This is a genomic window from Luteolibacter sp. Y139 (assembly GCF_038066715.1).
In the GTDB taxonomy this organism is placed as follows: Bacteria; Verrucomicrobiota; Verrucomicrobiia; order Verrucomicrobiales; family Akkermansiaceae; genus Haloferula; species Haloferula soli.
Genome location: NZ_JBBUKT010000001.1, coordinates 807,066 through 821,223, shown reverse-complemented (window position 1 = coordinate 821,223; position 14,158 = coordinate 807,066). Strand labels below are relative to the sequence as shown.

Here is a 14,158-nt window from a genome sequence, read left to right as displayed (position 1 = left end):
CTTGGACGTCAGAGGATTATCGGGTTTGTTATTTCAAACTCGGTTGGTTGATGCAGAAAAAACCCCTTCTGATCTCCGGCTTCATCGCGCTCGGAGTTCTCGGCCTGTGGCCGTTTGTTAGCCGCGATTCTGGTTCATCGTCTCTTTTCTCCCCGGCGAGTTCTTCGGCCGCGAGAGGTGGGGAGAGTCGTGCGGTTGAGAGTTCGGACGCTGTGGATTCTCCACGGGCGTCCTTGGCTGCGGTGGTTCATGATCCGCTGCACTGCGCTGACTGTGCAGCGGGGCGGAAGCATGAGGGTGGCAGGCGCATGGTGGGGGTGGTGGCTCCGGTGGTGTTCACGGAGATGACTTCTTCCAAGTCGGTGGGGTTATCCCTGCCGGATGGGAAGGTGGGGGAGTTGGTGATCGAGCACTTCGAGGTCGATGCCGCGGGGGAGTGGGTGAGGGTGGAAGGTCGTCTGAGTGAACCTGCGGAGGGGCGCTTTATTTTCCTTCGTCAGCCGGAAGGGACTCCATCGGGTCGGTATGCGGGTGCGATCCGTTTTCCAGGGGAAGAGTATGGGTATGTCTTCAATGAGAGTGCGAGCGGTGAGCCGCAGCTGGTGTTTGAACATGCGGATGAGGTGAGCTGCGTGAAATTTGCGGCGCAGATTCCGCCGGAGGAGCTGCTGCCGAGTGAGCATCCGACGAATGTGCCGATCCCGGCGTATCAGAATGGGGTGATTCCGCTGGAGAGCCTGCCGGGGGCGACGGGTGTGGTTTACCTCGACTTCGATGGTGAGGAGGGGCCGCAGGAGGGCTGGGGGGACTTCGATGCGGAGCCGTCGGGGGCTAACAACGATCAGATCCGCGAGGTGTGGGCGCGGGTGGCGGAGGACTTCTCGCCGTATAACATCAACATCACCACGGATCTGCAGGTCTATCTGGATGCGCCGGAGACTTCGCGGCAGCGGTGCATCATCACGCCCACGACGAATGCGGCGCCGGGTGCGGGTGGTGTGGCTTACATTGGTTCATGGAACTGGAGCGGGAACACGCCGTGCTGGGCCTTCTACTCGACGGGCAAGGCGGCGGCTGAGGTGATCTCGCATGAGGTGGGGCATACGCTTGGACTCGGCCACGATGGGCAGAATCCGAACGTGGGCTACTATGGCGGACATGGGAATGGGGCCACGGGCTGGGCGCCGATTATGGGCGTGGGCTACTATCAGAACCTCACGCAGTGGTCGAAGGGTGAGTATCTCAACGCGAACGAAACGCAGGATGATCTGGCGGTGATCGATACTTTCAACAACGTCGATTTCCGCGTGGATGATCATGGCAACACGGCGGCGACTGCGAGCCCGCTGGAGCTGTTTGGCACGACGGTCAATGATGATGGTGTCATTGGCACGCGTACCGATGTGGATGTGTTCAGGTTCAAGACGACGGGCGGGACTTTGACGCTGGCGATAGAGCCGGTGGCGGATGGTCCCAATCTCGATATCAGTGCGGAGATCCGGAACTCGGCGAATGCGGTGGTGGCGAGTTCGAATCCGGATCTGGGGATCAATGCGACTTTCACGAACGTCAATCTGACGGCGGGGACTTATACGATCAGTGTCGATGGTGTGGGTCGCGGAAGCGTGACCGGGGATGGTTATTCGGACTATGGGTCGCTGGGGCACTATGCGATCGATGGGGTGATCAATGGGGCGATCTCGCCCGATCGTTTCGCAGTCGATGAGTTTCCGCCGAATGGCAGTGTGGTGGGGACGGTGACGCCGGATAACAATCATGGGGCGAATCCGCTGAGCTACAGCATCCTTTCGGGGAATACCGGTGGTGCGTTTGCGATTGGTGGTTCCACGGGGACGCTGACGGTGGCGAATCCTTCGCAGTTCGACTTCGATCTGCTTTCGAAGGGGTGGAATGACCCGGCGGACTTCGAGCTTCAGGTGCAGGTGACGGATGCGACGAATCCGTCTCTGAATGAAGTGCTGCGGGTGGTGGTGACGGTCAATGATACGGGAGCGACGGCGCCGGTGGTGCTGAAGCATCGGTATTCGTTTGTCTCCGGTGCCACTGATTCGATCGGGGGGGCGGATCTGACGCTGCTGGGAACGACCGCGGTGACTGGTGGCGCTTTGAATTTGCCCGGCGGGGCGACGCGGACGAATCATGCAACCGCGCAGGGAGCAGCGCTTACGAAACTGGCGGCGACGATCAATGGTGCGACCGCGATCACGATCGAAGCCTGGTTCAATCAGGACACGTTCCAGAACTGGTCGAAGATCTTCATGGCGGGGCTGCCCGATGGGAATGACTTCATGGACATTACGCCGCGGCGGAATGCGGACAATTTCGTGTCCAGCATGACGATCCGCAATGATGGGGATGCGGGGACGGTCGCGGTGGGTGGGGTGAATGGTGCGCCGCTGGTGAACGACACGAACTACTATGTTGCTGCGACTTGGGATGCGACGCAGAACCGAATGACGTTCCGGATCGGTGCGGTGGGTGGGACGCTTTCTACTTACACGGGCTCTATGGGTGGGAGGTCGCTGGCGAATATCTCGATCGGACAGTTCTTCCTCGGGTCTGCGGTGTTTTTCGGGGATCCGGACTTCGACGGGCAGATCGATGAGTTCCGGATTTGGAGCGGTGCGCTGAGCGAGGCGAAGGTGAATGCGGACTTCGCTGCCGGGCCTTCACCGGCGGGGGATACGGATCTAGATGGGTTGCCGGATGCTTGGGAGCTGACGTATGTGGCTTCGCTTGCCGATCTCAATGGCAACCTTTCGGCGGGAGGTGGGCCGGGTTCGGGGACGGGAGACTTTGATGGGGACGGGCTGTCGGACTTCGATGAATACCACGGTGGTGTGGGTAGCACGAAGCCCAACGATGCCGACACCGACGACGATACGTTCCCAGACTTGTTGGAACGGAATGAAGGGACGGATCCGAATAGCGCGAGTAGCACTCCGGCCCCGCGGTTGGTGCATCGCTATGCTTTCAAGAACAATGCGGACGATGCGATCGGTGGCGGGCATTTAACGCTGCAGGGGACGGCGACGATTGTTGGCGGGCAGCTGGAGTTGCCGGGGAGCGCGACGGCGCGGGTGAACAATGCGCGTGCGCAGGGGGCTGCGCTCACGGAGGTGGCTTCGACGATCACGGACTCGTATGCGCTGACGATGGAGGCGTGGTTCAATCAGGACACGTTCCAGAATTGGGCGAAGGTGGTGATGGCGGGCAAGGGGGTGGACTTCCAATACTTGGACATCACGCCGCGTCGTGGTGCGGATGGGAATGTCTCGAGCATTTCGATTGATGATGGGCCGAGTGAGGTTCGTGCGATCGGGGGTGCTGCGGGTGCGCCCTTGGTCAATAATGTGAACTACTATGTCTGTGCGACTTGGAATCCGCTGGCGGACCAGCTGGTGATGCGGATCGGCGCGGTGGGTGGGACGCTGAGCACCTACGCGGCGTCAATGGGTGGGAAGAAGCTATCGACGCTCACGATCAATGAATTCCGGATTGGATCGGCGGTGCAGTGGCCGGATCCGGATCTCGATGGGCAGGTGGATGAGGTGCGGCTGTGGCGCGGGGTGTTGAGTGCGGCGCAGGTGCAGGCGAATTTCGTGGCGGGGCCGGTTCAGCCGACGGGTGATCTGGATGGGGATGGCTTGCCGGACGAGTGGGAGATGTCGTTTGCGACGGTGAATCATCTGTCCGATCTTTCGCCGCTGGGGGATTTTGATGGGGATGGGCTGAGCGATGGGGCTGAACGTACGGCGGGGACGAATCCGACGAACCGTGATAGCGATGGAGACACTTATTCGGATGGTATCGAGGTGTCGCTCGGGTCGAATCCTAACAATTCCTCCAGCATTCCGGTGATCCCGCCGACGGTGTTGGCGCATCGGTATTCGTTTGCGGCGAATGCGAGTGATGGGGTGGGGCATGCGGACTTGTCGCTGGTGGGTACGGCGAGCGTGACGGGTGGGCAGCTGGAGTTGCCTGGGGGCACAGCGCGGTCGAATCATGCGACGGCGCAGGGGGCGGCGCTGACGGCGTTGGCGGCGACGATTCAGAATGGGGTGGGGGTTAGCATGGAGGGGTGGTTCAATCAGGATACGGCGCAGAATTGGTCGAAGCTGTTCATGGTGGGGAGGGGTTCAGGAGGGGAGTATATGGATATCACGCCGCGGCGCGGGACGAGTGGCAATGCGGCGAGTGCTTCCTTTAACGATGGGACGGATGAGAGCACGGCGATCGGGGCGACGGCGCTGGGTATCGATGCGAACTACTATGTTTGTGCGATTTGGAATCCGGTGACGGATCAGGTGACGTTGAAGTCGGGGCCGGTGGGCGGGGCGCTGACCACCTTCACGGCTTCATTGAATGGCAGAACCTTGTCGGCGGTGGAGATCAACCAGTTCTTCCTGGGAGCGGCGGTGCAGTTTCCGGATCCGGATTTCGATGGGCAGATCGAGGAGTTTCGCGTTTGGCGCGGGGCCTTGTCTGCATCGAGCGTGGCGGCGAGTTTTGCTGCTGGGCCGAATGCGCCTCCGGGAGACAGCGATGGCGATGGGCTCAGTGATGCGTGGGAGTTTGCCTATGCGGGCCATCTTGAGACATTGACGGCTGGGGGAGACGCGGATGGCGATGGGCTGACGAACCTGCAGGAGCAGAATAACAGCCATACCAGTCCTACCGATCCTGACAGCGATGATGATGGGTATTCGGACAAGATCGAATACAACGCGGGCTCGGATCCTAACAACCCGGGGTCAGTGCCGACCTTGCCGCCGGCGATTCTGGCGCACCGGTATTCGTTTGTGGATGGTGTTACCGATTCGGTGGGCGATGCTGACCTGACCTTGGCGGGGACGGCGGCGGTCGCTGGAGGGAAGCTTGATCTGCCAGGTGGCGCGCCGCGCACGAATCATGCGAAGGCTCAAGGGGCAGCGCTGGCGGAACTTGCGGGCACGATCAAGGGAAGCACCGCGCTGACGATCGAGGGATGGTTCAGGCAGGATACGAATCAGGACTGGGCGAAGGTGTTCATGGCGGGGCAGGGGTCCGGCTTCAGCTTCCTGGACATCACACCGCGGCGTTTGATCGATGGGAACGTCTCCAGTATTTCGATCAACAATGGTCCCGGTGAAAGCAATGTGAAGTCGGCCGCGCCGGTGACGAATGGGGTCGACTACTACTTTGCCGCGACGTGGAATACGCAGACCGATCTGCTGACGCTGCGGATGGGTCCGGTGGGTGGGAGTATCATTACGCAGACGGCGACGATGGGTGGGAAGACTTTGGCGGCGCTCAATATTGCCCAGCTTTATCTGGGGTCGGCGGTGCAGTTCGATGACCCGGATTTCGATGGGAAGATCGATGAGCTGCGGATTTGGAAGGGTGCGCTGACGGCGGTGGAGGTGGGCCAGCACTTTGCGGCGGGTCCGGATGACAACACGCTGGTGCCGAGCAACGGAATCGTTTCGATCAATGCGTCCAAGACGATGCTGACTTTCGGGGTGTCGAACTTGCGGCTTGGGCAGACTTACCACGTCGCTGCGGGCGTCACGCTGAATGACTTCGTTGCGTTGCCGGGGTCGCAGTTCGTGGCGAACAGCGGGACGGCTTCGATTTCGGTGCCGGTGACTCCGGGGACGGTGTCGAAGAAATTCTTCCGGCTGGTGGAAGGGCCGATTCCCTCACCGTGAGTCCGCGTCTAACAAGGCGCGCCGGCGGATGCGGTGGACGAGGAGCGGGTGCAGGAGGTTTGCGAGCAGGATGGTGGCGAGGCCGGCGTAGAAGAGCGGGTGGAGTTGCTTGTGCTCGCCGAAGAGCAGGGCTGCGGCGAGGATGCCGTAGAGGGGCTCGAAGTTGAACGCGAGGTTCATGGTGTAGGCGCTCAGGTGCTTCAGCAGGCTGATGTGGAAGCCGTGGGCGAAGACGGTGCAGACCCAGGCGAGGAGCATTAGCCACAGCCAATCGAGGTCCTTCCAGGCGAGGAGCGAGACGCCTCCGCCGACGAAGGGGAAGAGGAGCAAGGAGGCGGTGAGGGCTCCGGCCATTTCCCAGGCGACCATGGTGAGGGGATCGCTTCCGCCGGTGACGAGCTTGCGGTTCAGCACCGGGAAGACGGAGGCGAGGAAGGCGCTGAGCATGGCGACGCCGAGGCCTAACAGGTGTTCCTTGCCGACGAAGCCGGCGACCACGCCGATGCCGGCGACGACGAGCAGGCCGAGCAGCACTTCAAAGGGGCGGATGCGGCGTTTTTCCAGCAGGGGTTCGGTGAAGGCGGTGAAGAGCGAGATGGTGGCCATGCCGGCGAGGCAGACGGAGATGTTCGCGAGCTTTACCGCGCCGAAGAAGCAGATCCAGTGGAGGCCGACGATGAAGCCGATGGCGAGGTAGGCCTTTGCGGACTTTTTGCCGGGCCAGAGGGAGTGGCGGCGGACCAAGGTGACCCAAGCGGCTGCGCCGAGGGAGGCGAAGAGGGTGCGCCAGATCACCAGCCCCGCGGCGGGCAGGGAGATCAGCTCGCCGAGGATCGCCGTGGTGGCGAGGAGCAGGACGAGGAGGTGGAGTTGGAGGTAGTGTTTCAAAAACGTGGGGACGACGCTGCATGCCGGAACTGGGATGGCGAGCCTTTGGTGCTGAACTCCCGGGGCTTCATTGGTTGTTCGTCTGTAAAAACCGCCGATGTATGCCCCTGAGGTTCGATCTGGACACGCTTTCTTCTTCCCCCTCCATTGCATTTCGCTCTAACTTCTCTCGATCTTGTTGCTCGATGCCTGTCCAAAAATCCACCGCTCCCAAGACCGAAAAAAGCAAGTCCCCCAGATTTTGGTTTTGGGATCTTGTTAGGTCCATTTGCTGCACCTTGAAAAGTCAGATGCTAGGGGGGGCGGGATGAAAGCGTTCATATCGTATTCTCATCATGACGCTGAGTTTCTAACTTCGTTGCACCAACACTTGGCGGGGCTTCGACGTCAGAAGTTACTCGAAACTTGGACGGATCGCGAGATCGATGCCGGAGGTATCCTTGACCAAGAGGTCGCTTCGGCGATGGAAAAGGCCAATCTCTTCCTCCTGCTTGTCAGTTCCTCGTTCATCAATTCCGACTACTGCTATGAGAAAGAATTCAAGAAGGCTCTTGAAAAGCAAAAGGCAGGAAAGGCCCTAATCGTTCCTATCATAGTCCGTCCTTGTGACTGGCTGGTTCCTGAACTTCGCCAATTCAAGGCTCTACCGGAAGATGGGCATGCGATTCATAGCAAACATTGGCACAGCGCCGATGAAGCATTCGCGGACGTGGTAAAAGGGCTCCGAATCCTGATCGAAAATCGGAAAAAGAAGATTGAGAAGTTCACTCCCGATGAATCCCACGTCACCTCTGAGCAACGGGAAGAACTGAGAAACGTCCACGATGAGATTGTGACGCGACTAATTGCCAAAAAGGTGAATCAGGAGGACGACGTTGTTAAGGCCGAGTATGGCAAATGGGCCGGTATTGTTTGGGGCCAATTCCATGACGAGTTTGGTACCAAAACGCACGGCTTGCAGTCTCTTGATCGCTCGCGTTTCGCGGAAGCCAAGTCTTGGCTCCAACAATACCGAGCCAGCAACGACAAGAAGCTTAAGCGGGTCAATCCGCAAGCCTATCGCACCACGTTGACGAAAACGATATATAGCTTATTGAAGCCGTTGGGCTGGACGAAGGAGGCACTTTACGCGTTTGCTGCCGAGAAGCTCGGTTATGCCCAGTCGATCTCGTCCTTGAGTGATTTGGGCAATAGTCAGCTTGAATTGGTTCGCGACCGCGTTCGGTATGAAGCGACCAAGAAGAAGGCGAAGGCGGCACAGGCAAAGGCCAAAAGTGCATCCCGATTTGAAGAGCCCCACTCAACGTTCGCAAAGGAGCTCTTGGAACTCATTCTTCAGCATCCAAACGAGGATGAGCAAGGCCTCACTGAAATACTGCGAGATAGCCCGGTAGGTCCGCTTTATCGAGCGTTCATCCCAAATACAACGGCGGCAGGCGCGGCTCCGTCGGTGAAGAAGTCTCTATTTGCGCCTGCGGTTACAGAACTCATCCGCTTGGGTTGGTTGCTTCAACCGGAAGGGAATAATGCGCTCAGAATCTATGAGCTGAATCCGGAGAGCAAAAGCGGGGCGAAGTAAGTCTTTCGGCATTGGTCGCGCCTGTTTCCCCCGATCTTTGACAATGAAGCCCGACATATCAGAGTTTAGCTACGGATTTGCTCTGACCGATGAATTGATTCATTGGCATGGCTTGAATCTTACCGCTGCACCGGTATTCCCTTCCCTTTTCCAAGAGGGGCAGCCAGGTGGTGGATACGATGTTCGTTTGGATCGGCCTGGTATGCCGCTTTTTATTCAGTTCAAGCTCTCGCACAAGATGAAGCGGCGAAGCGCAGTGGAGGCCAAGAGGGGGCTTCTGAAAGTGCCATTTTACCGGATGCACTTGCGACCCGCGCGACACTCGTCACAGCACGAAATGCTTATTGACCTAGAGCAACTAGGACAGGAGGTGTATTATTCTGCTCCAGCTTTCCATACTCCTCAGGAACTGAATGAGGCCTATTTAAAGCACGAAGTGAAAATCAAGTCCCTATGGATCAAGCCATCGGTGATTGGTGCGCTTCCCGACGATGGTGAACATCACGTTGCTTTTCGTTTGGATGCGCCACCACCGCATATTTGCTCCGAACCCCGCCGTCTTGATTCATCAGGCAGCTTCGAGGAATTCCAAGGAAATGTGATCGGAGCATTTCGCAAAGCTTCGGAGTTTGGGTTGCATAAAGAGAACCTACTTCGGGTAGCGTCAGCAATGACCGATATTGCAGAGAAGCACCGGCATATCGCTTTTGCGTCGAAGCGATTATCGCAACGAGTTCTTGAGGAGCGGACTCCGTTAGAGCGAGTTGCGTTTTATTCGCATGTCTTTTTAGACTGTCAGCTGTTCGTTGTCCAAGAAAGGGACCTTGGGAAGAAAGCTGGGCTCCGACGATAGGTGACCGAGGAGTGGGCCTTTCACGATGTAGTAATCCTGATCAAGGGCGCGATGATGCTGATGCCACTACGTTCCGTGGTGCCCTCCGGGATCGCTCGATGTGCAGAGCGATCAAAAGAGAAAAGGCAGGAGATGCCCGTTAGAGCCTCCTGCCTTTTCTGTCTTTGAATTTAGCTCGTTTCGCGAGTTTCGTCGCCGCTTACGCTTCGCCGGCGATGATGTCGTCGAGGGTTTGGCGCTTGCGGATGATGCGGGCGGTGGAGCCGTCGACTAGGATTTCGGCGGGGAGGGGGCGGGAGTTGTAGTTGGAGGCCATGGCGAAGCCGTAGGCGCCGGCGCTGAGGAGGGCGACGGTTTCGCCGGGTTGGAAGTCGGGGAGCTCGCGGTCCTGGCAGAAGAAGTCGCCGCTTTCGCAGATGGGGCCGACGACGTCGACCTTGCGGATGCCGGTGTCGGCGGTGGGTTGCTTGACGGGGGCGATCTCGTGGTGGCCTTCGTAGAGGGCGGGGCGGATGAGGTCATTCATGCCGGCGTTGACGACCTTGAAGGTCTTGGCCTTGCCGCGCTTTTCGAAGAGGCACTTGGTGAGGAGGACGCCGGCATTGCCGACGATGAGGCGGCCGGGCTCGAGGAGGATCTTGAGGCCGAGGTGTTCGAGGCGGGGGACGAGGGCCTGTCCGTATTGGGCGATGGTGAGGGGTCGCTCGCCCTCGGGCTTGCTTTCCCACCAGCCGGTGTCGCCGGAGTCGAGGGAGCCGTGATAGACGATGCCGATGCCGCCGCCGATGGACCAGAACTCGATGCCGTGGGTGACCTTGAGGTGGGTGGCGAGGGGGGCGACCTTTTCGACGGCCTCGATGAAGGGATCGATGGAGGTGAGCTGGGAGCCGATGTGCATCTGGAGGCCGCGGAGCTTCACGTGGGAGAGTTCGCGGGCGGCGCGGGCGTAGAGGTCGGCGATGGCATCGAAGTCGACGCCGAACTTGTTCTCGGACTTGCCGGTGGAGATGTACTTGTGGGTCTTGGCGTCGACGTTGGGATTCACGCGGACGGCGGCGGGGGCGATGACGCCGAGGGCGGCGGCGACTTCATTGAGGTAGCGGAGCTCTTCCTCGCTCTCGACATTGAAGGAGTAGATGCCCTGCTTGAGGGCGTACTCGATTTCGGCGCGGGTCTTGCCGACGCCGGCGAAGGTGCACTTGGCGGGGTCGCCGCCGGCCTTGATGACGCGGAAGAGTTCGCCGCCGGAGACGATGTCGAAGCCGGCGTGGGCTTCGGCGAGGAGGCGGAGGACGGAGAGGTTCGAATTTGCCTTCACCGCGTAGGCCACCTCGTGGTCGATCGCGCCGAGGGCCTCATCGAGGCGGCGGTAGTGGTCGAGGATGGTATTGGCGGAGTAGACGTAGAGCGGGGTGCCGTGCTCATCGGCGAGGGTCTGGAGATTGACGTCCTCGCAGTGGAGCGAGCCCTGGCGGTAGGCGAATCCGTGCATGCGGGGCCTGTAAACGCTGGCGGCGCGGCGGGCAAGGGCGGTGTGAAAGGTGGCGCAGGTGCTCCGCGGGGACCTCCCGGGAGCGCGGGGTGACGGGGAGGAGCCCGGGAATGGTGGGCCGAAGGAGGGCTCCGTCGTTTGGCCCAGCGTGATCCTCGTTTTAGAGGCCGGTCATTTTCTCCAGCCGTTCCGGATAGCGGGTGCCTTGGACGGTGATGTTGGCCGCGGCGGTGTCGATGGCGTGGAGGTCATCGGCGGTGAGTTCGACGGAGAGCGCGCCGATGTTTTCCTCAAGGCGATGGAGTTTGGTGGTGCCTGGGATGGGGGCGATCCATGGCTTTTGCGCGAGCAGCCATGCGAGGGCGATCTGGGCGGGTGTTGCTTGCTTGCGTGCCGCGACGTCGGCGAGCAGATCGACGAGCGCTTGATTGGCGGCCATCGCTTCTGGAGTGAAACGCGGGAGGGTGCTGCGGAAGTCGGTGCTTTCGAGCTTGGTGTCCGGGGTCATGGCACCGGTGAGGAATCCCTTGCCCAGCGGGCTGTAGGGCACGAGGCCGATGCCGAGTTCCTCCAGCGTGGGAATGACTTCCTTCTCGGGAACACGGTGCCAGAGGGAGTATTCGCTTTGCAGGGCGGCGACGGGCTGCACGGCGTGCGCGCGGCGGATTGTCTGAACTCCGGCTTCCGAGAGGCCGAAGTGTTTCACCTTTCCCTGTTGGATCAGTTCCTTGACCGTGCCGGCCACGTCTTCGATTGGGACGTTTGGATCGACGCGGTGCTGATAGAGGAGGTCGATGACGTCGGTCCTGAGGCGCTTGAGTGAGCCTTCGACGGCGCGTTTGATATGCTCCGGGCGGCTGGTGATCCCGGCGGCGCCCGGGCGGTTGTCGGGGCCGGTGAGGTCGAAGCCGAACTTGGTGGCGATCACGACCTTGTCGCGGAAGGGCGAGAGGGCTTCGCCGAGCAACTCTTCATTGGTGAAGGGGCCGTAGACTTCGGCGGTATCGAAGAAGGTGATGCCACGCTCGACCGCGGCATGGAGCAAGGAGGTCATCTCCTGTTTGTCCTTCGGCGGGCCGTAGGAGAAGCTCATGCCCATGCAGCCGAGGCCGAGGGCTGAGACTTCGAGGCCGCTGTTTCCAAGGATTCTGTTTTTCATCGGGGAATGTGAGGTTGATCGGAAGCGATCGATCCGGCGGCGCTGTGAGCGGGAAAGCCAGAGAACGATCACGAGATCACCCTAGGCGCATTCCCCGGGCGCGTCTCACGGGTTCCTTCTCGCGCTGTCGCGATCTTGCGCAAATGCGCTTCAGAGCTCCCTGCGGAACTCGGTGGGGGTGACGCCGACCTGGCGACGGAAGACCTGAGCGAAGTGGCTGGGGCTGGTGTAGCCGACGTCCATTCCGATCTCGATGAGGCTGCGCGATGTTTCGCGCATGAGCTGCTGGGCGCGGGCGATCCGTTCGCGGGTGACGAATTGGAGCGGGGTCATGCCGGTCGTCTGCTTGAAGACCCGCGAGAAGTGGAAGGGGCTGAGCTCGACCACGGAGGCCATCGCGTCGAGGGAAACTTCCTCGTTCAGGGATTCGCCGACGAAGGCCTCCAGTTTCCGCAGTTTCCCGATCGGGAGCCCGCCGAGGTAGTCCGGCTTGGCAGCCGCCGCATGAGTGTATTTCTCTAACAGGTGGGCGGTCATGAGTGCGCCGATCGCGGAGACGCGTGGCGATGAACCCGGCACGCGTTGTTCGAGCATCCCTGCCAGGGCGTGGAACAGGGGCGTGGCCACCTCGTCGCGGCCGAAGAAGTCGATCACTTCGATCTCCTCGCGCTTTCCGGGAAACAACTGGTCGAGGACGGAAAGAAACCGGTCGACGGCGAAGTGCATCACGATGGTGTCGATTTCCTTGCCGGCGGGGGAGGACCAGGTGAGTTCATACGGCTCCTTGGAATGGGTGACGAAGAGGTCGCCGGGTGTCAGTTGCCGCTCGATCCAATCCTGGCCGGCGTCCCGTTCGCGAAAAGCCGCGGTACCGCTGAGGACGCACGAGAACAGCGGCTCCGGGGTGGCGGGGACGAGGAAGCGGTCCACTTGGCGGGGAAAGCGGAGGCGGCGCACGAAGATGCCGGGCCAGTTCAGCAGTTCGCTGTCCGCGACAATCCTTCCCGACGTGTAGTTGGGGAAAGCCTTGGCGGTGGATTTATCGGGCGTCATCGGCGTGTCGCAGGATTCCAGATGGCGTGTTCCGGTCAACTCTCCCGGCGTGTCTTGCTGCGCATGGCGATGCGTGTGGAGGCTTGGATTCCGGGGAATGCGAGCTATGGGTAGCGGAATGAAGAAGACCGTGCTGCTTCTCGTGCTGGCGCTGCCGGGGATTGCCTTGGCCTTGCCCAATTCGATCACGAGTCCGGTTTTCAATGCGCAGAGTCCGCTGAATGGGAAGGATCTGACGGCGGATCTGATGGCGCCGGGGATTTGGGATGGGTCGACGGCGTTGCCGGGGGAGTGGACGGAGGAGGGGAAGGTGGCGTCTTCGGCGATCTCTTATCTGATGGCGCGGCCGAAGTTGTTTGGGCGGGATCTGGTGCTGCTGCGTGCGGTGAAGCGTGAGGGGAAGCTGGAGTCGCTGGAGGGGACGTTTGTGGATGCGGGATCGTTTTTCGGATACTTCGACGAGGAGTTGCCGGAGGGGCTGAGCAAGCGGGAGACGCGCAAGGAGGTGGAGGTGCGGATGGCGGCGAAGCAGGAGGAATTCGCGAAAATTTATACGGATGCGCACGCGGATCTGCGGACGGCGATCGCGGCGTCCTGTGGGAATACGAAGCCGGTGGAGGCGAAGATCGGGCGGACGCGGGGGCTGAAGATGCCGGTGGAGGAGTGGCAGAAGGAGGGGAAGCACGTGCGGCTGCTGGCGGCAAACAACCGGCTGCTGCGGGTGAGCATCGCGGTGGAGGAGTCGGACCAGTGGCTGGACCCGGCGATCGCGGCGCTGCCGGAGCGGGATCATTTGGCGAAGCTGGCCAAGACCGTGACCCACGGGGAGGATGGGACGGTGAGCCTGGCGGATTTGCAGCCGATTCCGCAGGGGTATCGGCCGTATTGCGGGCTGAATAGCCTGGCGATGGCGGCCCGTCATTTCGGGCTGCACCTCGACGAGGACTGGCTGGCGGTGGCGGCGGGGTTCCAGAATACCGGGCGCGCGGATGGGGCGAACCTGGTGAAGGTGTATCACGCGGTGGCGGCGGAGGCGGGACTGGGGCTGGACCGGACGACGAAGTTCGATGGTGCCGCGGCCGCGCGGGCGATTTCGCAGGGGATGCCGGTGATTGTTTGGCGGCGGTTTTCGTTTGAGCGGAATGAGCTGCACACTCGGTTCATGCGGCAGCTGTCGCGTGATCCTGCGGCGACCTTGCCGGATCCGGCGAATGCGGCGGAGCGGGCGACCTGGCCGACGGAGAGCGCGCCTCTGCATGCCTCGGTGGTGGTGGGCTACAATCCGGAGCGGAAGGAGGTGTTGTTCCTGGAGAGCTGGACCGGCAGAGACAAGCCGCGGCGGATGCGGGTGGAAGAGATGGCGGCGACGAGCTACCTGTGCTTCGTTTTCAAGCCCTGAGGGACCCGGGAGTGCCGGGTTGCA

8 protein-coding genes are annotated in these 14,158 nt (G+C 60.9%); 4 read left to right on the top strand and 4 right to left on the bottom strand.

What is annotated here, in order from left to right; translation table 11 throughout:
- The first annotated feature begins 50 nt into the window (after positions 1–50).
- Positions 51–5,711 (top strand): LamG-like jellyroll fold domain-containing protein, encoded by a 5,661-nt coding sequence (locus WKV53_RS03495; protein WP_341402962.1) that lies wholly within the window; start codon positions 51–53, stop codon positions 5,709–5,711.
- On the opposite strand, the gene WKV53_RS03490 is transcribed toward WKV53_RS03495, so the two are convergent.
- On the bottom strand, positions 5,703–6,599 hold the full coding sequence (locus tag WKV53_RS03490) for a DMT family transporter (protein ID WP_341402961.1): 897 nt from the start codon (positions 6,597–6,599) through the stop codon (positions 5,703–5,705). The two genes, WKV53_RS03495 and WKV53_RS03490, sit on opposite strands and share 9 nt — an antisense overlap.
- Before the next feature lie 307 nt (positions 6,600–6,906).
- Between WKV53_RS03490 and WKV53_RS03485 the strand changes: the two genes are divergently transcribed.
- Both WKV53_RS03485 and WKV53_RS03480 read left to right on the top strand, forming a co-directional pair.
- Positions 6,907–8,178: a toll/interleukin-1 receptor domain-containing protein gene (locus WKV53_RS03485; RefSeq protein ID WP_341402960.1), complete on the top strand. Its 1,272-nt coding sequence runs from the start codon at positions 6,907–6,909 to the stop codon at positions 8,176–8,178.
- 43 nt (positions 8,179–8,221) lie between these two features.
- A complete protein-coding gene (locus tag WKV53_RS03480) occupies positions 8,222–9,031 on the top strand; it encodes a hypothetical protein (RefSeq protein ID WP_341402959.1) in 810 nt (269 codons plus the stop codon).
- Positions 9,032–9,230: 199 nt separating this feature from the next.
- Here the strand turns inward: WKV53_RS03480 and lysA are convergent, their stop codons facing one another.
- The 3 genes from lysA to WKV53_RS03465 all read right to left on the bottom strand — a co-directional run bounded on the left by lysA (position 9,231) and on the right by WKV53_RS03465 (position 12,735).
- Positions 9,231–10,523: a diaminopimelate decarboxylase gene (lysA, locus tag WKV53_RS03475; protein ID WP_341402958.1), complete on the bottom strand. Its 1,293-nt coding sequence runs from the start codon at positions 10,521–10,523 to the stop codon at positions 9,231–9,233.
- 160 nt (positions 10,524–10,683) lie between these two features.
- A complete protein-coding gene (locus tag WKV53_RS03470) occupies positions 10,684–11,682 on the bottom strand; it encodes an aldo/keto reductase (protein ID WP_341402957.1) in 999 nt (332 codons plus the stop codon).
- Positions 11,683–11,832: 150 nt separating this feature from the next.
- Positions 11,833–12,735, bottom strand: coding sequence for a helix-turn-helix domain-containing protein (locus WKV53_RS03465; RefSeq protein ID WP_341402956.1), 903 nt, complete (start codon positions 12,733–12,735; stop codon positions 11,833–11,835).
- Between the two features lie 118 nt (positions 12,736–12,853).
- Here WKV53_RS03465 and WKV53_RS03460 point away from each other — a divergent pair, with 118 nt between their 5' ends.
- Positions 12,854–14,134 carry a C39 family peptidase gene (locus tag WKV53_RS03460; protein ID WP_341402955.1) on the top strand — a complete coding sequence of 427 codons (1,281 nt, stop codon included), beginning with the start codon at positions 12,854–12,856 and terminating at the stop codon, positions 14,132–14,134.
- Positions 14,135–14,158: the final 24 nt, after the last annotated feature.